The organism is Neobacillus sp. GCM10027624, assembly GCF_042675345.1.
Classification (GTDB): Bacteria; Bacillota; Bacilli; order Bacillales; family Cytobacillaceae; genus Neobacillus; species Neobacillus cucumis_D.
Genome location: NZ_JBHTHD010000003.1, coordinates 784,397 through 804,411, shown reverse-complemented (window position 1 = coordinate 804,411; position 20,015 = coordinate 784,397). Strand labels below are relative to the sequence as shown.

Genomic DNA, 20,015 nt, shown 5'->3' with positions numbered 1-20,015 from the left:
CCTCCAGCTTAAATTTTGTATGAATCGAGTATTAAATATTTATTAAATTCGATTGTAGAAGAGGGTTTACCCATTAAAAAATTGAAAAGATAAAAGAAATGAAGGGTGAGATGAAATTATGTCGTGGCTTATTTTTGCACTATTATCTGCTGTATCTGCTGCTTTCGTTTCGATCTTTGGAAAAATGGGTTTACAAAATATTGATGCCAATACCGCAACCGCCATTCGAGCAATCATAATGGCAATCTTTTTAATGGGTGTTGTTGTGTTTGAGGGAAACCTCAATAAAATACCTATTATTTTACATGATAAAAAGGCTATTTTATTTATCACATTGAGTGGTATTGCGGGTGCTGCTTCGTGGTTGTTCTATTTTTTTGCTTTAAAATTAGGGAAAGTTTCACAGGTGGCTCCAGTAGATAAATTAAGCGTGGTTATCGCAACACTTCTGGCCATTTTCCTATTTGGGGAGAAGCTTAGTTTGCTGAATGGGATTGGGGTAGCATTGATTGCAGTGGGTGTGATTTTGACGGCATTTCATTAAAATGAAAAAGTAAAGGCAGTCTGCCTTTACTTTTTCAAGAGTAAATTATGATGCTTTTGATTCTTTTTTTGCAGTTTCCCGTGATAAGAACCATCCTCCGGCTGCAATCGCGACTAAAACAAGATAAAAGCTAATTTTCCACTCAGTTGAATGGGCAAATTCTTCATTTAAAATCGCGAGTGCAGGATGTGAAAGTGTATAGACAACTAGCTTTACCCCTACCCAGCCAACAATCATAAAGGCAGCCATTTCAAGACCTGGGCGTTTCTCCAATAACTGGACAAATTTATTTGCCGCAAAACGCATTATGATCAATCCAAGAAAGCCTCCGGCAAAAATTACTAAGAACTTACCACCATCTAGGCCGCCAATATTCGGAAGCTTTGTTTCAGGTAACACCACCGCCATCGCTACTGCTGCAAGGATTGAATCTACCGCAAAGGCAAGATCCGCTAGTTCTACCTTTAACACAGTAGTCCAAAACCCGCTCTTTTTTGGCTCTTTCGGTTTTTCTTCCGTCTTACTCTTCGCCAGCTTTCGAAAAATATGATTTCCCGCCATGAACAACAAATAAATGGCCCCAATTGCCTGAACTTGCCATACATCCACAAGATAAGAAATGACAAATAATGAAGCAAAACGGAACATAAATGCACCCGCTAAACCATAAAATAAAGCTTTTTTTCGTTTTTCCTCCGGAAGATGTTTCACCATGATTGCCAGCACCAATGCGTTATCTGCTGCTAAAAGACCTTCCAAAGCCACTAGAACCAATAATACCCAGCCATACTCCAATAAAATTGTAAAATCCATTAAACAAACCTCCTTAAAATTTTTAAATTTCTCCTTTTGCCATTTGAATATTGCAAAAGCTCAGTCTCTACAAGAATGTAAGCTATAGCAATAAAAATAGGCCTTTACCTGTGGGTAAAAGCCTAACTTTTACCCTGGTAAAGGCCTAAGAATACAAAAAGACCTTTACTGGGCTAAATGTTTGAACATTTACCCGAAGTAAAGGTCTTGCTAACAACGTCATCGTTGCCAATAAAGCCGGAGAAATCTGGTTTCTCGAAATGACGACTTTATTGTACAGCTACTCCCCTTTAAAAGGAAATATTTAATTACTATCATTATATATTTAGAGTTTCATAATTGTCAATAAAATTACAACCCATATACCTCTGAATATTTTTTCTCCAAGTATTCAACTAAATATTCTGCATTCAATTCTTCACCCGTTACCTTTTGAATTAATTCATTCGGGGTGTAGAGCTTACCATATTGATGAATGTTTTCCTTTAACCAATTTTGAATAAGATCAAATCTTCCCTGTTCAATATGATAATAGAATTCTGGCAGGTCTTGTTCGATCTTTCTAAGTATTTGTGCGGCATACAAATTCCCTAATGAATATGAAGGGAAATAGCCAATTCCGCCAAACGACCAGTGAACATCCTGAAGGACTCCCTCTGTATCCGTTCCTGGTGTGACTCCCAGATAATCCTGCATTTTCTCATTCCAGATAGCTGGCAGGTCTTTAGCTTCAATTTCACCCGACATTAAAGCTTTTTCTATTTCGTAGCGAATCATAATGTGAAGATTATAGGTTAATTCATCTGCTTCCACTCGAATAAACGACGGCTGTACGGTATTAACAGCACGGTAAAACTCCTCAACTGTCACATTTTCAAGTGCCTCCTGAAATTGGTTTTGAAGCTGCGGATAAAAATAATTCCAGAATTCTTTACTCCGGCCAACCATATTTTCCAAAAATCTTGATTGGGACTCATGAATTCCGAAGGAGGCACCGCTTTGAAGAACAGAACCTTCGAATTCCGGATTGATATTTTGCTCATAAATTCCATGACCGGCTTCATGAATCGTACCAAACAAGGCTGACCGAACATTATGCTCTAAATAACGGGTTGTTAAGCGGACATCACCGGTATTAACTGTTTGGGCAAAAGGATGGACGGTTTCATCCAAACGCCCCGCCTCTAGATCGAACCCAATCAGCGGCAAAATAAAGCGGTTAAATGCTTTTTGTTTTTCCACAGCATAGGATTGGTCAAAAATTTCTGCTGGTGTGGGCCTTCCTGATTGTTGAATTCTTTCTAGTAAGCTCACAGTTGATTCTCTTAATTTAGCAAACAATGGATCAAGTTTTTTAACGGTTAATCCCGGCTCAAACTCATCTAACATCGCATCGTATGGATGCTCTTCATAACCATAAATTTCAGCAAACCTTCTTTTATAATTAACAATTTTCTCAAGGTAAGGAAGAAAAAGGTCAAAATCATTTGTCGCCCTTGCTTCTTCCCATGCGTCATTTGCTTGAGCAGTCAAGATTGAATATTCCTGAAAAAGATCTGCCGGAATAGTTTTTGCCTTCTGATAATAATCTTTATACTCCCTTACTTTTGCCAATGTAACAGCATCCAATGATGAAGCGCTTTCATTTATGCTAAGCGCGTCTATCAAGCTGCCCATCTCCTCTGAAACCGACAGTTTAAATACTTCCGTCCTTAGAGTACCGATAGCCTTCGCAAAGGTATGCCTTCCTTTTTTGGGTGCCATCACCTTTTGATCCCAGTCTGTTAAACCGATAATGCTAGAAAAATGTGAAATTTTTTCATCTAATGCTCTAAATTCTTCTAAAGCCTTCTGAACAGTTGGATCAACCACTTTATTCTCCACTATGTATGACCCCCTAATGGTATTAAACAAGCCAATTTCAAAACCAGCCTATTCCCTTCTAATTATAAAATAATCCATCCAATATGGGAAAAATTTAGAAAATCTTTTTATTGACAAATTTTTTAAACTTGTTATTTTAATGCTTCTAATTTCCAGATCACCTGTATAATTTTTACATCTAAAAGAGAAAAATAAAAATTATCTTAGATTCTTACATTGGCATCATGTTTTTATAGGAGGCAGCAAAAGAATGTTGGAAGTTAGAAAAACAATTGGAAAGCCCGAACAACGAGTTGATGTCATCGAAAAAGCCACTGGGACGGTAAGGTTTATCGGAGATTTTTCCATGCCCAACCTGGCCCACGCTAAATTGGTTACAAGTACACAGGCACATGCCAAGATTAAGTACATTGATGTAACAGAAGCATGGAAGTGCCCCGGTGTTCGGTCGATTGTAACAGGAAATATGTTCCCCTTTCACATCGGTCCCATTTTAGCAGATCGGCCGCCGCTTGCTTTCGATAAAGTACGATACTATGGTGAACCGATAGCGATTGTTGTAGCTGACCATGAACATCAAGCTAAAAAAGCAGCACAATTGGTTAAGGTAGAATATGAACCATTGCCAGTTGTGAATTCTGTTCAAGATGCATTTAAAAACGATGCTCCATTAATTCATGAAAACTCAGGGCAATATATAAAAATTATCAGTAATGTTTATCCTGTTCAGGGGACCAATATCGGAAGTCATATCAAAATCCGTAAAGGTGATTTCATAAAGGCCTGGGAGAACTGCACAACAAAAATAAAAGAAACCTATTCTTTTAATCTTTCCGACCACGCAGCATTGGAAACGCGCGGTACCAGAGTTGAAATCAACCCTGCGGGAAAAGTTGTAGTCCATTCTAATACACAATCACCCTACACGATTAAAAAGGTGTTGAATCAATTTTTCAATATTCCGGTTGGAGATATTGTTGTCCATGTCCCATTAGTAGGCGGAGCGTTCGGCGGCAAAGGAACGGTTCAGCTTGAACCGCTTGCTTATTTAGCCTCAAAGTCAATTGGCGGGAAAATGGTTAAACTCGAATATGAACGAGAAGAGGACCTGATCACCGCTCCCTGCCATATTGGTCTTGATGCGACCATTGCGCTAGGAACGGATAAGAACGGGAAAATTATTGCCGGACAGTATACTTTCCTGATTGACTCCGGTGCATACACGGATCAGGCTGCCGGGATTACCAGAGCCATGGCGCTGGATTGTACCGGTCCATATGATGTACCAAACATTTGGTGTGATTCCTATTGCATGTATACGAACCATCCATATGCGACCTCTTTCAGGGGGTATGCACATCCTGAATTAACCTTTGCTGTCGAACGAACAATGGATCAGCTTGCTAAAAAATTAAACATGTGTCCGATCGAACTGAGAAAAATCAACGCCATTAAACCCGGGAATTCATCTCCGACTCAAACCGTTCTCAATGCCAATAATATTGGCGATGTCGAGAAATGTATTGAACGGGCTAAAGAGCTTGTTAAATGGGATAAAGATCGGCGAATTGAAACGGACACCGGTAAGGTTAGGTCGATGGGAATCAGTGTGTTTTGGAAAACCTCCACAACAGCTACTAATGCACAGTCAGGAGCAATTTTAACCTTTGAAGCAGACGGCAGTGTAAATTTGAACTGTGCGGCAATTGAATTGGGCCAGGGAACAAAAACGACTCTTGCGCAAATTTTAGCCGAACGATTAAAAATGGATATGAACAAAATTCATGTCACGATGGAGGTCAATACCCAGTATGATCCCCATCAGTGGCGGACCGTGGCCAGCAGTACGACCTTTTTAGCAGGTAGAGCGGTGATGGCAGCAGCAGATGATGCCATCTCCCAATTAAAAAGAACGGCTGCTATCGCTCTGCAGTGTACAGAAGAAGATCTAGAGGTAGGAGGCGGCCGTGTCTACCTTAAACCAAGTCCTGAATACGGTGTTAAATTCGAGGATATCGCTCTCGGATACAAGTATCCAAATGGTCATGCCGTAGAAGGTCAAGTGGTCGGTCACGGAAAGTATATCCAAAGACATCTGACACCAATGGATAAGGAAACAGGATTCGGCAAGCCGGGGCCATGGTGGTCTGTTGGCGCACAGGCTGTGGAGGTCGAATGGAACCCGAAGGATTACTCCTACAAGGTTTTAAAAGCGGTAACCGTTCTCGACGGGGGAACGATTATTAACACGGCAATGGCGACACAGCAAATGAGAGGCGGAATGTATTTGGGTTTAAGCTTTGCAAGCAGTGAATCGTTCCATTTTGACGAAAATGGTGTGGTACAAAATCCGCAATTACGAAACTATCAAATGCTGCGTTTTGGGGAACAGCCGGCAGAATACCTAGTTGACTTTGTTGAATCCCCAGCAGCTGACGGGCCATATGGAGCCAGGGGGATTGGCGAATATGGTGTAATTGGCATGGCCGGCGCACTTGCGAATAGTTTATCGGCTGCCGCCGAAGTAGAGTTAAATCACCTGCCATTAATTCCGGAGCTCATTTGGAAAATGATAAAGGAGAACCTGTAATGATTCCTTTTGACTTTGAGTACTATAAACCTGAGACGATGAAAGAAGCTGTCCAAACCTATGAGGATATCCAAAAACAAGGTAAATCCGTCCTTTACTATAGCGGGGGAACTGAATTTATTACGTTTTCACGCAGAAATCTTCAGATAGCTGATGCCGTGATCGATTTAAAAGGAATCCCGGAATGCAATGTTTTAGGAGCTCAGGATGAACAATTAGTTATCGGATCCGGGGTAACATTAAATCAAATAACAGAATCCAATTTGTTCCCTTTATTAGGGGAAGCCGTAAAAAAGGTGGCAGACCATACCTCCCGGAATAAGATTACCATCGGCGGTAACCTAAACAGCCGGCTCATTTATCGGGAAGGGATATTACCCTTGCTTTTATCCAACGCAATGGTTAAATTAGCCGGGGCCGAGGGTGAAACTCTAATGCCTTTGGACGAGATCTTCCAACAGGAATTACAAATCACTCAAGGCCAATTCCTTGTACAAATTTTAATAAAAAAATCATACCTTAACCTTCAACATTTTAGTCTTAAGAAAACAAAGAGTACGAAGGTTGGATATCCAGTTGTATCTATTGCCGCCTTAGTGAAGGACCAAAAATTACGGACGGCTTTCAGTGGGATTTGTTCCTACCCGTTTCGCTCAATGGAAATTGAAAACATTTTAAATGATACTTCCCTTCCCGTTGCAGATCGCGTACAGCAGGCTGTGGAACTGCTGCCTTCAACGATCGTACATGATATTCAAGCCTCCGCAGAATACCGGGAATTTGTTTTTAAAAATGCGTTACTGGAAACGATTGAAGCTTTAAAGGAGGCCATCTCATGATCTCAAATGGTTCAGAAAAAACGGTTGCCAAGCTTCATGTAAATGGAGAGACCAAGGAAGTAATGATTCGAAGTGCCGATACGCTATTACATACATTACGGGAGCAGTTGGGACTTACGGGTGCTAAAAGGGCTTGTGAAAATGGTGACTGTGGAGCGTGTACGGTATTAGTGAATGGTGAACCACACCATTCTTGCCTGTCCCTGACAATTGAAACCATTAACAACTCAATCAGCACGATTGAAAGCCTATTGGATTCCCCTATCCAAAAGACCTTTATTGAAAAGTGGGCCATCCAATGTGGTTATTGCACACCCGGCTTCATTCTGAATTGTCATGCCCTAGCGGAAAAACATCCCGATGCTGATGATTCTGTTATTGAGGAGTGGATGGAATCCAATTTGTGCCGATGTACAGGCTATCATGAAATAAAAGAGGCGATTAGGGCTGTACTAGCGGAGGCAAAAAATAACCCAGCTTCATAAATCGATGCTGGGCATTATTTTTAGCCTTTTTTAAAGCTGTTATTTCCTTGATTCAGGCTGTCAATTAGACCAAGTGTTTGGGAAGCCTGCTCAATTTGCTGTTGGACCTGTTCTAATTGCTGCTGGGTTGCAGTGGTCGATTGTGTAACGGCAATCCCTTGCATTTGGTTTAACTGCTGTGTTGCCTGTTGCAGCTGCTGCTGAGCTTGCTGCAATGACTGAAGATTATTCATGGAAGCACTTTGTTGTATGGTTGTAGTTGCCTGCTGCATGGATTGAAGTGCCTGTTGTTTCTGGGTTTGAAATTGCTGCTCCATCATGGATTGATTTTCTTGGATCTGTTGTTGCTGCTGCATCATTTGCTGCTGTTGAAAGCTTTGCGATTGCTGCTGAGCTTGTTTTTTCAAAAGAGCACCTCCTTTAATTTTCTCTCTTCTTCTAGCTTTCATTAATCCATTTCCTTTTATCCATCATTTTTTTCAAAGCGCTATTTACAAAAAATTGTTGAGAAGGTAATCCTTTACACCTGTACGGTTCCATCTGTAAAATAAATAGTAATAATACCAACTTATGGATAGGGCATAATAAAAAGGACTTAGCACGGTTGGCATAAAGGATGTGTAACAAAATTGGAAAAAAAGCAAAAGTCCCACTTTCCTTTTCGAATTAATTTACTGTTTTTTAGCGTTTTTCTATTATTTTCTGCACTTATTTTACGTCTTGGTTTTGTACAAATTGTTTACGGTGAAAATTTCAAGCGTGACCTTGAAAGAAACGAGGATATTACGATAAAAAATCCTGTTCCAAGGGGGAAAATGCTCGATCGTAATTATAAAGTGATCGTCGATAATACCCCAAAAAAAGCCATTACCTATACAAACATGGGGTCCAACCAAGAGGAAATGCTGGAAACTGCAAAGAATTTAGCTAAGCTTATCGATAAAAAAACCGATAAACTGACAGAATGGGATAAAAAAGATTATTGGATTTTAAAATACCCCGAGTTAGCGGACGACAAAATTACTAAAAGTGAAAATGAACTATACAAAGCAAAGAAATTAAAAGATAAAAATCTTTATGATATAAAAATAAAGCGGATTACCAAGCAGGATTTAAAACAACTCACACGTGAAGATCTCGAGGTGGCTGCGATTTTTCGTGAATTTCGAAATGGTTATAAATTCACCCCGCAAATCGTTAAAAATGAGGAAGTAACGGATAAGGAATTTGCGGTGGTCAGCGAAAATCTTCAGTCCCTTCCTGGCGTGGACACAGCAACGGATTGGGAAAGATCTTATAATTTTGATAAAACCTTAAAATCTATTTTAGGTAAAGTGACGAAATCAGATGAAGGGCTGCCTGCCGATCAACTGCATTATTTTTTATCAAAAGGTTATAACCGAAATGACCGTGTCGGAAAAAGTTATTTAGAAGCCCAATATGAAGATATCCTGCATGGATATAAATCACGGGTTAAAAACGTCACCGATAACCAAGGAAATGTCGTAGATACTGAGGTTGTATATGATGGCCAGCGTGGGAAAGATGTTGTACTAAGCATTGATATGGAATTGCAGAAAAAGGTCGAACACATTATTGAGGAAGAGCTCTGGTCATTAAAGAGACTGCCTGGTACGCATTTCTTAGATCGTGCCTATGTTGTTTTAATGGACCCTAAAACTGGTGAAATTTTAACAATGGCGGGAAAACGTATCGTTCGGGAGGAGAAGACCGGCAGAACCGAGATGATTGACGATGCACTTGGAACTTTTACTACCACGTATAATGTTGGTTCTGCTGTTAAAGGAGCTACAGTATTAACTGGTTATAAAACAGGGGCAATCGCTCCCAATACCTATTTAAGTGACGAACCGATCAGGATTAAGAGTACACCAGTTAAGAAATCATGGATGTATTTAGGGACCTTAAACGATCTTAATGCCCTAAAATTGTCCTCTAACGTCTACATGTTCCGGACAGCCATCAAAATTGGCGGAGGAAATTATATACCCGATCAGCCATTATCACTTAAACCAAATAGCTTTGATATTATCCGTAATTCCTTTGCGAGCTTTGGTCTAGGAACGAGAACCGGAATTGACCTTCCAAACGAACAAGCAGGGTTTAAAGGTTCAAGCAGGTTGCCGGGATTTTTACTTGACCTTGTCATCGGACAATATGATACCTATTCTCCGATGCAAATGGCTCAATATGTTTCGACACTTGCAAATGGAGGCTATCGGATGCAGCCCCATATGGTAAAAGAAATTCGTGAACCATTAACCGGCTCTGAGGTGGTCGGTCCTGTTTTTAAACAAATACACCCGAAGGTTTTAAATATGCTTGACATGAAACCAGAGTGGATAAGCCGAGTTCAGCTTGGATTTAAAAAAGTGTTTCAAGAGCCCGGAGGGACCGCCTATCCGTACTTTAAGGGTGCCCCCTATTCTCCGGCAGGAAAAACAGGAACGGCGGAAGGATTTTATGACGGGCCTGACCGCTGGAGATATGGTAAAGAACCACCGGGGGTGATTAACCTAAGTCTTGTGAGCTATGCACCGAGCTACAATCCTCAAGTTGCCATGGCTGTGCTCGTACCATGGGCCTATACAGGTCAATCAGAAAATAAAGCCAATTTCCGCATTGGCCGTAGGGTAATGGATACTTATTTTCATTTAAAACAAAAATAATCATCAAAAATGGCTTGGAGTTCATGACTCAAAGCCATTTTGCATTTAAAAATATCCTTTTTTGCAAATAGGATTTGAATTCATAATTATTCCAAAAAAGGGAAACATAATCGGAAAAGAAAGATGTCTGGGAGTTGGAATCAATGGTTTGGTTTAAGAACAAACAAGGACAATATGATAAAAAAGAAGCATTGGAACAATATCTTCAGCAATCAAAAGATTTTAAAAAAGTTTCTTATGTCAATCAGAAAACCAACAACCATTTTAGCTTTTCATTTATTTCCACTCTCATTGATGAGTCAATTATACAGAAAAGCGCACTTCCTTACTTACTTGAAAAATCATTTGAAACAATCGAGGACATAAAAAAAATCATTCCCCTCTCGGACGTGGAAATCAGCGAGGATCAAAGTATTATCGAACAAAAATTATTTAATGGATATATTCTCCTGACGCTTGAATCAGAAAAAAAGAAATTTGCGTTTTTAGCTGCGCAAAAAGAAATTGTCCGAAGTGTCACAACTCCCGAGGTAGAGTTTAGTGTTATCGGTCCGAAGGAAGCATTTGTTGAATCAATCGAGCAAAATATTAACTTAATTCGTAAAAGGCTGCCTATTAAAGAACTTATTTTAGACGAGTTAACAGTAGGTTCTCTTTCTAAAACAAAAGTGGTGATAATGCACATTGACGGCATTACAGATCCTGTCAATGTCCAAACAGTTAAAGAACGGATAAAAAATGTTGATTTTGATGCGATTACTGACAGTTCCTATATTGTTCAATTAATATCGGATAATAAAAATTCCCCTTTCCCGCAGCTTCTAGATACGGAGCGTCCTGACAGGGTTACAGCAATCCTGGCAGAAGGTAAAGTTGCCATATTTGTTGATGGATCTCCACATGTTTTAATTACGCCAACAACATTGGTTGAATTTTTTAGCTCATTCGAGGATTATTTCTTAAACTGGATTTTATCATCTTTTTTTCGGTTGATCCGTCTGTTTTCCGTTGCATTTTCTATTTTAATAACCCCAGTATATGTAGCTACATTGTCTTACCATTACGAACTAATACCTAAGGATTTGATGAATACATTGGTTACGTCCCGGCGTGCCATTCCACTTCCCCCTATCCTGGAGGCTCTATTTTTAGAGCTCACCATCGAATTGCTCAGAGAGGCAGGGGCAAGGCTTCCGACCAAGGTTGGGCAGACCATTGGTATCGTAGGCGGTATCGTTATTGGAACTGCGTCTGTTCAAGCAGGATTGACAAGTAATGTCCTCCTGATTATCGTAGCACTTGCAGCACTCGCATCTTTTACAACACCCGTTTATAAAATGGGCAATGCGATTCGTTTACTGCGCTTTCCATTTTTGTTTTTTGCTGAATTGTGGGGACTGATTGGAATCGTATTCTGTTTTTGTATATTATTAACCCACTTATTACGACTTACATCCCTTAATCGGCCTTTTTTAGAACCACTCTATCCACCTAGAATGAAAGACCTTAAAGATTCACTTATTCGGCTTCCATTCAGCAAACAATCAAAGCGGCCGTTAACGTTAAGAACACAAAACCCTATTCGTTTTACTCCGAGTAAAAAAAGTAAAAAAAGTGATATTGACGAATAGGAACCGGAGGAAGGGAATATGGAACAAGTACTGCCTGAAAAAGCAAAAATATCTCCTTTCTTAGTATTTTTTCTCATTCATACGATGCAGTTTGGTGTCGGGGTCCTCGGCTTCCAACGCATTATCGCATTAACAGCGGGATATGATGCATGGATTTCCGTTGTGATTGCCGGTTTAAGTGTAAATATCATTATTTGGATGATGTACAGAATCTCAGAAACAGTAAATGGAGATATAATGTCGGCCCATACCTTTATATTTGGGAAAATAATGGGTAACCTCCTGTCCTTACCATTTGTTTTGGTATACTTGCTTGCGGCTATTATCACGTTAAGACCTTTTATTGAAGTCATTCAAGCCTGGATGTTTGAAGATTTAAGTACCTTTTGGTTTTCCCTGGCTTTTTGTGGATTAGGAATCTATATATTATACGGAGGTTTTAGAACTGTCGCAGGTGTAGCATTTTTTGGAGTAGTTCTTCCAGCATATTTACTATTCACCTTCCTGTTTACCATTCCATATGCGGATATAAGGAATTTACTTCCAATTTTTGATCATTCGATAAAGGATTTGGCTTTTGCCTCCTATCAAATGTCCTTTACTTATTCTGGGTTTCTAATACTATTGTTTTTTTATCCCTTTATCAAAGAACCAGAAAAATCTAAGAAATGGGCCCATCTGGGAGCCTTTACTACCACTATTATCTATACACTTATTTCTATTGCGACCTTTTCCTTTTTTTCAGAGGGACAATTGCAAAAGTATATCTGGCCGACATTGACCATGTGGAAAATAGTCGAAATGCCTTTTGTTGAGAGATTTGAATATATCGGCATTGCCAATTGGATTATCATCATTCTTCCCAATTTTTGTATTGCGCTTTGGTGTGCCGCACGCATTTTAAAAAGGATAACAAACCTGAAGCAAAAAAATGGTGTCATCCTCTTATCATTTATTGTATTAATAGCGAACGTTTTTCTTAAGACAAGGCAGCAAATTAACACCCTTACCGACTATTCGGGAAAAATATTCTTTTACATTAATTATGGATATGTTCCATTACTTTTTTTTCTGATATTGATTATGAAAAGGGTGAAGAAAAAATGAAGAACATCATCATACCCGTTCTAATCGTATCCCTTGTGCTTGGTGGTTGTGTACAAAAGAGAATTTTGGATGATGTCAATCTTGAAACGGGAAGTGCCTATGATTATGTGGATGGTAAAATTCTCGGAACGGCCTTAGTTCCGATCTATTTACCAGATCAAGCTGTGAAAAACAAATCCTTCACGGCCTCTTCTGCCTTAAGCAGAGACTTCTTAAGAGATATCCAGCGCCAATCCTCAGATCCACTCGTGACGGGGAGCATTAAGGTGGTTCTTTTTGGGGAAGAGCTTGCGGAAAAAAAGGGAATTTTAGATTTGATGGACTCATTTCAGCGGGATCCGAGCATTGGCGCCGGCCTTTACTTGGCTGTAACCGAAGGGGAAGCAAAGGATTTCATTGAAGGTAATTATGGAGAAAGAGGAAATGCAGTTTATTTAACCAATCTCATCAAGCATAATATGGAAACAATGGATGTTCCTAAAACAAACCTGCAGCGTTTTTTATTTGATTTTAATCAATTAGGTAAAACGCCTTATCTTCCAAGGCTAAAAAAAATCGGCAAAGACCAAATACAAATAACCGGTATCAGTTTTTTTCGATATGGTCATGTTGTTTACTCGATTCCTGACGAAAAAATGTTCTTCTTTAAGCTGCTTGTTGACGATTACAGTAAAGGAACTTTAAAAGTAACATTAGGCAAGGAAATGGCAGCCATCGAAAGTATCCGATCAAAATTCAAAATGAAGATTACCTCCAGGGATCCTTTAACCGTCAATGTACGGATTAAACTGAATGCAGTCTTGAAAGAATACTCGGGAAAAAAAGTTACCCCTAAGGAAACTAAGGAAATAGAAAAAAAGGTAGAAGAAAAAATTGAATCTGAATGTAAGAATTTAATAAAAGAATTTAAAGAGAAAAATATTGACCCTGTGGGATTTGGCCATTTTATAAAAAGCAAAACAAGAAAATTTAGTTTTTCAAAATGGAAAACGGACTATCCAAATCTAAAAGTAAATGTTCATGCAGATGTAACGATTATGGAATCTGGGGTTATTGAATAGTTCATGAAGGACACAAACTGCTGCTAACAGGGTCTGTGTCCTTCATTTTTTTCATTTTTCCTTTAATACCGATTTAACCGCTTTTTCAATTTCCGCATATCCTGTACAGCGGCAAATATTGGACCTTAGCCACTCTTTAATTGCTTGATCACTTGCTGCCGGATGCTGCTTGATTAGCGAATGACAATTCATGATGAATCCGGGGGTACAGTAGCCGCACTGAAAGGCAAAGTTTTCAACAAAAGCCTTCTGGATCGGTGCATCCTTTAATCCCTCAATACTGGTAATTTTTTTGCCTTCAGCCTCTACAGCCAACATTAAGCATGATTTCATCGGCCAGCCATCTACATTCACTGTGCATGCACCGCAATCGCCATTTAAACAGCCCGGCTTAGCTCCAGTTAACCCAAGCCTGCTTCTGATAACAAATAATAAGGTGTCTGCAGACCGTATTGTTACAGGGTGTTCTTCCCCATTAATATGAATAACAATCGAATGGGATCCCAAGCTTGCCACTCCTCTCTTCTAGTTCCCCCGTCAAACCGCCGCCCCATCGAGTTCGAATATTACATCTTCAAATAAATGTCGTAAAACAAATAAACGGTATTCACTTGACCCTTCGATATCATTAAGAATCGGTTCGGGTAAGTACGATAGGGCACGATTGATTCGCTCTGCAATGGGCAGTGACTGATTACTTAATGCGACTTCGACTTTTTCCGAGCGAAATGGAAATGGACAGAGGCCGCTCACCCCTACACGGATTTGGCCATCTATTTTTAATGCATTAATCGTAATCAAAGGATAACCGATATCCCATTGCTGTCTCCTCTTGATACTGATAAACGGGGCCTCAATAAACCTTTTCTCTGTCGCTAATTGAATAAGAAATTCACCTCTGTTTAATTGCAGCTGTTTTTGAAAAATATCATTCATAGCGGCTACTTTTACCCCTTCCGGCCCGACAATGACCGCTTGACTGTCGGCCAATAAAAATGGCAGAACCGTTTCTCGGTAAAAAATTTGCGCACAAATATTGCCGCCGAGCGTTATTTTTCCCCGTGCTGTATGGTCCGCCACTTCGCTGGCCGTTTTCGTTAATAAGGGAAATGGATCTGCTTCCTCAATTTGTGTAAGGGTTAAGGAACTTCCAAGTACAAGATAATCCCCATCCGTCTCCATAGCATAAGATTCTGCCAATCCCTTTAAATCAATGACCGCTTCCGTATAAACAAGATCAATTCTTCCAAGTGTGATTAATTCGGTACCACCAGAGATTAACATCGGTTGTTTCCCCTGCTGGTCTAAATATTGGTATAAATCCACTGCTTCCCTTACTGATGTCGGTTTATAATAATCAAATTCAAAAGGAATCATTGCTTCGTCCTCTCCTTTGTCTTCCAGATCAGCTCCGGAATCAGAGGTAAATGATGAAGTGATACTCCGGAAGCGGTAGAAAGGGCATTCCCAAGCGCACCAGGCATTCCCATTAAACCATGTTCTCCAACGCCACGCGCCCCATATGGACCATCAAGCTGCGGGGTTTCAACAAACCCAACTAAGAATTCAGGGTTTTCTCCATAGTGCAGTGGCCGGTACGTTCTTAGCTGTGGGTTTAATACTCTGCCAAGTTCATCGAAATAAAAGGTTTCTCTGCCGGCAAATGCGAGGCCCATGCTCATCGCCCCCATCACCTGGCCCTCTGCTGCTTTTTCATTCATCACCTTTCCAATATCAACAACTGTTGCTGCTTTTACAAGACGGTAGGTAAGATCCCTTCGGTCAAACTCCACTTCCACTCCATATGCCGCCACTGTCCATTCCGGTCCTGGTTTTCCTGCTCCAGTTTCTGGATCAATCTTTGTGAGATGACGTAAAATATAGTTCCCCTTGCCGATGATTTGTCCGCCAATGCCATTTCCATTCGGATATTTATATCCATAGCCAATGTCTTTAAAATCAAGGCCAATGGAAGGATCATCCCGGAGAAAAACCCGGCTGTTTGCCACTTCAAGGTCCTCAACTGGTGCCCTTAAAACACAGGCTGCCACTTCCTTTAACTGGCGGATGACGTCATCTGCTGCCTCTAAGACGGCCCTTCCTCCCATAAACGTTCCCCTGCTTGCAACAGTTTTCCAATGTTCCGGTGTGGTTTGCGTATCGACTTCCATCCGTACATGAACTTTATCCACATCCATTTTCAATCGCTCTGCAAGTATTTGCGCAAGAATCGTTTTGGTCCCTGTTCCAATCTCAACAACACCAGACATTAAATTAACGCTTCCATCTTTATTGAAGGTAATAATCGCACCAGATGGAGCATCGGAGTCGACCGTAGAGGTTTTCCAACTGCAACTTACCCCTTTTACACGTACATAACGGGCATCAAGCTCTTTAATAGCTCCCTCCTCCCAGTTAAAAATTTCTCTTAATCTCTCAATACATTTTTGTAAGTTTCCTACATTACTTTTATTTAAAAGAACTCTTGACGGGGTTGTGTTGCCCGGTTGGATTGCATTCTTATACCGAAGCTCGAGGGGATCCATTCTTAATTTTTGGGCAAGTAAATCCATCGTTCTTTCAATCGCAAACGAAAGCTCGGAATGACTGAAACCTCTAAATGGTGCAGCATAGGGATGGTTCGTATACATACAGTAGGAATCACACCAAACATTTTCGACATGATATGGCCCCGTACAGTCAACGGCCCCTGATCTTGAAACATCGATGGCTTTATCGGAATAGGCTCCGCCATCCCACCAATATCCAATTTCCATCACTTTTATATTTCCATTTCGGTCGGAACCAATTTTAACCTTTGCGTCTAAACCAATATGACACGGAGAAGTGATGATATCCTCTTCCCTGTCATTTAAAATCTTGACCGGCCTTCCGCCGACTGCTTTTGAGGCTAAATATGCAAACACTTCAAGCTGGACCGGTGCTTTCCCGCCGTATGCTCCGCCCACTAAAGGAGTATAGACAACAATTTTCCCCATATCCTCACCGAAGTAGTCAGAAATAAGCCTTTTTACCATGAAAGGGGCCTGTGAGGAAGTGGTAATGTTAATGATGCCATCCGGTAAAATCTCGCAAATCGAACATCTTGTTTCAATTGCAACATGATCCGATGGCGAAAATGAAAAATTTGCCTCGACCGTTGTTTCACTCTCTGCCCAGCCCTTTTCCATACTGCCCTTGCGAATTTTATAATGCGTGGCAATATTGGTGCCAGGAACCGGGAAGGATACATCGTCTTTTTTATATTCACCTAACCGTGGATGAAGGAGGGGAGCATTTTTTTGAAAAGCCTGTGTCGGCGAATTGACAACCGGTAGTAATTCATATTGAACCTTAACCCGATCAGCTGCTTTTTTTGCCTGAGGAGCCGTATCTGCAATGACGAGCACGACAGGCTCACCGTGGTATCGTACCCTTTCAAAAGCAATTGGCGGCCGGTCACGTACACTTTCTCCGATTAAGGGAAGCTGTCCGTCACCTTTAACAATAGCTCTGACCCCGGGCATTTTTTCTGCTTCTTTTGTATCAATGGAAACAATTCGCGCATGACCATATGGACTGATCACCATTTTACAGGAGAGCATTTTGACTGATTGGTGGTCATGCGTGTAGCGAGCCCTTCCTGTCACTTTTTCCTGCGCTTCCTTACGTATGACACTTTTTCCAATAATCTCCAACTCTTATTCCCTCCTAACAGCACAAAAACTCCTTCCCTATTTATATTCATGCTTTATACCGTCCTAGAATGTTAATTTTTTACTTTGTGCAATCATAATCTTATAAAAACATTCTTCGTTGGGAGCGGTTGATGTGAAATTAACAAAATTTACAGACCCTTTGCCCATTCCCCCCTTGCTAAAGCCAAAGTGGAAATCATCAGATTACACGTATTATGAGGTAAAAATGGAGGAGGTAAAACTAAACCTGCATAGCCAAATTCCTAATACAACCCTATGGGGATATGAAGGATTGTACCCTGGTCCAACCTTTGAAGTGGAAACGGGTGAGAGGGTCTTTGTGAAATGGATAAACAATCTTCCTGAAAAGCATCTCTTTCCAATAGACCATACCGTTCACGGAGCAGAAAAGGTTAAACCCGACGTTCGTACTGTTGTTCATCTACATGGGGGCAGGACAGAACCGGAGAGTGATGGCTATCCAGATGCATGGTTTACAAAGGGATTTGAAAAAAAAGGCCCCTTTTTCTCGAAAGAAATATATGAATATAGGAACCTGCAAAGTGCGAGGGCACTTTGGTATCACGACCATGCAATTGGGATTACCCGGTTAAATATTTATGCCGGGTTAGCTGGATTTTATCTTATCCGCGACCCGAATGAGCGATCACTAAATCTTCCAAGGGGAAAGTTTGAAATTCCCTTACTGCTTCAGGACCGTTCCTTTAATGAAGATGGGTCCTTATTTTATCCAGAACAATCATCAAAAAATCCGACTGAATTTACGCCTTCTATTATTTCTTCCTTTTTTGGGGATACCATTGTTGTTAATGGGAAGGTCTGGCCCTTTCTTGAAGTGGAGCCAAGAAAATATCGATTTCGCTTGTTAAATGGAGCAAATGCGAGGTTTTTTCATTTGTTTCTCGACTCGGGACATCCATTCTTTCAGATTGGTACAGACAGCGGATTTTTGGAGCGGCCCAATAGAGTTCGGTCACTTCTGCTAGCCCCGGCTGAGCGTGCTGATGTGATTGTTGATTTTTCCAATTTGAATGGTAGGTCCATCCTCATGAAAAATGATGCACGTACACACTTCCCAATCGGAGATCCCGTAGACACTGAGACCACTGGGACTGTGATGCAGTTCCGGGTTACAAAACCACTTTCAAACATGGATACGAGTGTGATTCCACCCTTTATGGGATCAATTCATCGACTGCCGGAGTCTACTGCCCATAAGCAAAGGTTTTTACAATTGAGTGAGGAAAAAGATCGGTTTGGCAGGTCACTATTTTTATTAGATCAAAAAAAATGGGATGATCCGATTACTGAAAATCCTCAAGTCGGGACAAATGAGATTTGGTGTTTTCTCAATACAAATGGGGATGATCACCCTATTCACGTCCATCTTGTTCAATTTCAAATTTTAGACCGGCAGCCTTTTGATGTGAAACATTATAAAAAAACGGGGAGAATCAGATACACTGGTTTGCCGGTAGCCCCTAGTTCGGAAGAAAAGGGCTGGAAGGATACCGTGAAATGCCCGCCCGGTCACATAACAAGAATTATCATTCCATTTTTCCCTTTTACAGGCCGATATGTATGGCACTGCCATATGCTTGAGCATGAAGACTATGAAATGATGCGGCCATATTGGATTCTCCCGCCAAATTAGTTTTCTTTTATTAAGGCCGCAGTTTTATTGAATAACGCGATGAAATATTGCTGGTTTTCCAGTTCCTTTGCAATTGAAACATGCAGGTACTCACTCGGCGGACTACGGTCCGCCGAAGTTTCCTGAAATAAAGGAGCCAAGGCTTTCACCTGATCAGCCCAGATTTTTTGATTCTCCGCCGTCATACTTCCGGATATTCCCCATGCAATCAAGATTTCCACACTCTGATCTAAATAAGAATAACCTTTTGTTAAGGAGTGAATCCGTTGCTGGTCGAGAGTCAACTCTTTGATACTTTTACTTGCATATGGATTGTATTTAAGACTTTCTTGGGCATTCTGAATCATTTGCTTTGATTGGTGAAGTTCTTCGAGAAGTTGTTTTATTTCTATTTGGAGTTGACCGCCCGCGTTTCGATTAAGCCCTTGATGAATCCAATCGGAAACCTTGGTAAAAGTGGCTGTTAAATGTTCTGTAAGCTGTATAAGATTTTTTTGGGACTGCTTTGTAAAATTCGGAGGATAGACAAGCATATGGATGATCACAGCTATGATTGCCCCAATTAATGTATCTCGAAAACGATCGATTGGATAGTCCCCCGCTTTCTGCCCTACGACAAAAACTAGCAATATCGTTAAAGCGACCTGGTGGATTGCCGTTTCATCACTTTTCAACCATTTGGCAATGAAGCATCCGATAAGGATAAGAATCCCGATCGTCCAACTTGTTACATTGATGTAGGGTGCTGCCAAAACGGTTACGGAAATCCCGATAATGGTTCCTGCCATTCGGTGATAGGAGAATCGAATCGAACGATTAATGGTTGACTGCATACAAAGAATCACCGAAATCGGGGCAAAATAAGGATGATGTGACCCAGCAATTTTTGCAATTTGCCAAGAAATGGTGCTTGCTACGGCCATTTTCCAAATAAGAAGGGCTTTATTTTGTTTATGTTCAAATGACGGGTTCACCATATCTTCTCTACCTCATCTCTT

The 20,015-nt window shown here is 40.6% G+C and carries 16 protein-coding genes; 9 read left to right on the top strand and 7 right to left on the bottom strand.

Annotation, left to right across the window (positions count from 1 at the left end; all coding sequences use genetic code 11):
• Window positions 1–115: 115 nt before the first annotated feature.
• Window positions 116–544, top strand: a complete 429-nt coding sequence (locus ACFQZ9_RS08905) for an EamA family transporter (protein WP_198310167.1) — start codon at window positions 116–118, stop codon at window positions 542–544.
• A 45-nt stretch (window positions 545–589) separates the two neighbouring features.
• Here the strand turns inward: ACFQZ9_RS08905 and ACFQZ9_RS08900 are convergent, their stop codons facing one another.
• Together ACFQZ9_RS08900 and ACFQZ9_RS08895 are read right to left on the bottom strand one after the other, a co-directional pair.
• Entirely contained in the window at window positions 590–1,357 is a 768-nt protein-coding gene (locus ACFQZ9_RS08900; RefSeq protein WP_198309844.1) for a TerC family protein, read from the bottom strand.
• Between the two features lie 351 nt (window positions 1,358–1,708).
• Window positions 1,709–3,241, bottom strand: a complete 1,533-nt coding sequence (locus ACFQZ9_RS08895) for a carboxypeptidase M32 (RefSeq protein ID WP_498943366.1) — start codon at window positions 3,239–3,241, stop codon at window positions 1,709–1,711.
• A gap of 250 nt (window positions 3,242–3,491) precedes the next feature.
• On the opposite strand from ACFQZ9_RS08895, the gene ACFQZ9_RS08890 reads away from it, so the two are divergent.
• Genes ACFQZ9_RS08890 through ACFQZ9_RS08880 form a run of 3 tightly spaced genes read left to right on the top strand, consistent with a single transcriptional unit; the run spans window position 3,492 to window position 7,155 of the window.
• Window positions 3,492–5,831 (top strand): xanthine dehydrogenase family protein molybdopterin-binding subunit, encoded by a 2,340-nt coding sequence (locus tag ACFQZ9_RS08890; protein ID WP_498943364.1) that lies wholly within the window; start codon window positions 3,492–3,494, stop codon window positions 5,829–5,831.
• On the top strand, window positions 5,831–6,670 hold the full coding sequence (locus tag ACFQZ9_RS08885; protein ID WP_498943362.1) for an FAD binding domain-containing protein: 840 nt from the start codon (window positions 5,831–5,833) through the stop codon (window positions 6,668–6,670). Before ACFQZ9_RS08890 ends, ACFQZ9_RS08885 begins: the two co-directional genes overlap by 1 nt.
• Window positions 6,667–7,155, top strand: coding sequence for a (2Fe-2S)-binding protein (locus tag ACFQZ9_RS08880; RefSeq protein WP_498943361.1), 489 nt, complete (start codon window positions 6,667–6,669; stop codon window positions 7,153–7,155). The genes ACFQZ9_RS08885 and ACFQZ9_RS08880 overlap by 4 nt, the downstream gene beginning before the upstream one ends.
• 20 nt (window positions 7,156–7,175) lie before the next feature.
• Here the strand turns inward: ACFQZ9_RS08880 and ACFQZ9_RS08875 are convergent, their stop codons facing one another.
• On the bottom strand, window positions 7,176–7,562 hold the full coding sequence (locus ACFQZ9_RS08875) for a hypothetical protein (RefSeq protein ID WP_498943359.1): 387 nt from the start codon (window positions 7,560–7,562) through the stop codon (window positions 7,176–7,178).
• Between the two features lie 222 nt (window positions 7,563–7,784).
• On the opposite strand from ACFQZ9_RS08875, the gene ACFQZ9_RS08870 reads away from it, so the two are divergent.
• The 4 genes from ACFQZ9_RS08870 (at window position 7,785) to ACFQZ9_RS08855 (ending at window position 13,644) form a co-directional block, all read left to right on the top strand.
• On the top strand, window positions 7,785–9,845 hold the full coding sequence (locus ACFQZ9_RS08870) for a peptidoglycan D,D-transpeptidase FtsI family protein (protein ID WP_498943358.1): 2,061 nt from the start codon (window positions 7,785–7,787) through the stop codon (window positions 9,843–9,845).
• Between the two features lie 143 nt (window positions 9,846–9,988).
• A complete protein-coding gene (locus ACFQZ9_RS08865) occupies window positions 9,989–11,476 on the top strand; it encodes a spore germination protein (protein WP_498943357.1) in 1,488 nt (495 codons plus the stop codon).
• An 18-nt stretch (window positions 11,477–11,494) separates the two neighbouring features.
• Window positions 11,495–12,583 carry a GerAB/ArcD/ProY family transporter gene (locus tag ACFQZ9_RS08860; RefSeq protein WP_498943356.1) on the top strand — a complete coding sequence of 363 codons (1,089 nt, stop codon included), beginning with the start codon at window positions 11,495–11,497 and terminating at the stop codon, window positions 12,581–12,583.
• Complete coding sequence (locus tag ACFQZ9_RS08855; protein WP_498943353.1) at window positions 12,580–13,644, top strand: Ger(x)C family spore germination protein; 1,065 nt, start codon at window positions 12,580–12,582, stop codon at window positions 13,642–13,644. The genes ACFQZ9_RS08860 and ACFQZ9_RS08855 overlap by 4 nt, the downstream gene beginning before the upstream one ends.
• 51 nt (window positions 13,645–13,695) lie before the next feature.
• Here ACFQZ9_RS08855 and ACFQZ9_RS08850 read toward each other — a convergent pair whose 3' ends face one another.
• The 3 genes from ACFQZ9_RS08850 to ACFQZ9_RS08840 are packed head-to-tail and all read right to left on the bottom strand — an operon-like array spanning window position 13,696 to window position 17,342.
• Window positions 13,696–14,151 carry a (2Fe-2S)-binding protein gene (locus ACFQZ9_RS08850; RefSeq protein WP_498943352.1) on the bottom strand — a complete coding sequence of 152 codons (456 nt, stop codon included), beginning with the start codon at window positions 14,149–14,151 and terminating at the stop codon, window positions 13,696–13,698.
• Window positions 14,152–14,181: 30 nt separating this feature from the next.
• On the bottom strand, window positions 14,182–15,021 hold the full coding sequence (locus ACFQZ9_RS08845; RefSeq protein ID WP_498943350.1) for an FAD binding domain-containing protein: 840 nt from the start codon (window positions 15,019–15,021) through the stop codon (window positions 14,182–14,184).
• Window positions 15,018–17,342 (bottom strand): xanthine dehydrogenase family protein molybdopterin-binding subunit, encoded by a 2,325-nt coding sequence (locus ACFQZ9_RS08840; protein WP_498943348.1) that lies wholly within the window; start codon window positions 17,340–17,342, stop codon window positions 15,018–15,020. Before ACFQZ9_RS08840 ends, ACFQZ9_RS08845 begins: the two co-directional genes overlap by 4 nt.
• A gap of 133 nt (window positions 17,343–17,475) precedes the next feature.
• On the opposite strand from ACFQZ9_RS08840, the gene ACFQZ9_RS08835 reads away from it, so the two are divergent.
• Window positions 17,476–19,017 carry a multicopper oxidase family protein gene (locus ACFQZ9_RS08835; RefSeq protein ID WP_498943346.1) on the top strand — a complete coding sequence of 514 codons (1,542 nt, stop codon included), beginning with the start codon at window positions 17,476–17,478 and terminating at the stop codon, window positions 19,015–19,017.
• On the opposite strand, the gene ACFQZ9_RS08830 is transcribed toward ACFQZ9_RS08835, so the two are convergent.
• A complete protein-coding gene (locus ACFQZ9_RS08830) occupies window positions 19,014–19,991 on the bottom strand; it encodes an FUSC family protein (protein ID WP_498943344.1) in 978 nt (325 codons plus the stop codon). The two genes, ACFQZ9_RS08835 and ACFQZ9_RS08830, sit on opposite strands and share 4 nt — an antisense overlap.
• Between the last annotated feature and the right edge of the window lie 24 nt (window positions 19,992–20,015).

What these genes read in the sequence shown, in the direction of transcription:
- ACFQZ9_RS08900 (WP_198309844.1), bottom strand. Translation starts at nt 1,357, where the DNA reads ATGGATTTTACAATTTTATTGGAGTATGGCTGGGTATTATTGGTTCTA.
- ACFQZ9_RS08890 (WP_498943364.1), top strand. Translation starts at nt 3,492, where the DNA reads ATGTTGGAAGTTAGAAAAACAATTGGAAAGCCCGAACAACGAGTTGAT.
- ACFQZ9_RS08885 (WP_498943362.1), top strand. Translation starts at nt 5,831, where the DNA reads ATGATTCCTTTTGACTTTGAGTACTATAAACCTGAGACGATGAAAGAA.
- ACFQZ9_RS08880 (WP_498943361.1), top strand. Translation starts at nt 6,667, where the DNA reads ATGATCTCAAATGGTTCAGAAAAAACGGTTGCCAAGCTTCATGTAAAT.
- ACFQZ9_RS08865 (WP_498943357.1), top strand. Translation starts at nt 9,989, where the DNA reads ATGGTTTGGTTTAAGAACAAACAAGGACAATATGATAAAAAAGAAGCA.
- ACFQZ9_RS08860 (WP_498943356.1), top strand. Translation starts at nt 11,495, where the DNA reads ATGGAACAAGTACTGCCTGAAAAAGCAAAAATATCTCCTTTCTTAGTA.
- ACFQZ9_RS08855 (WP_498943353.1), top strand. Translation starts at nt 12,580, where the DNA reads ATGAAGAACATCATCATACCCGTTCTAATCGTATCCCTTGTGCTTGGT.
- ACFQZ9_RS08845 (WP_498943350.1), bottom strand. Translation starts at nt 15,021, where the DNA reads ATGATTCCTTTTGAATTTGATTATTATAAACCGACATCAGTAAGGGAA.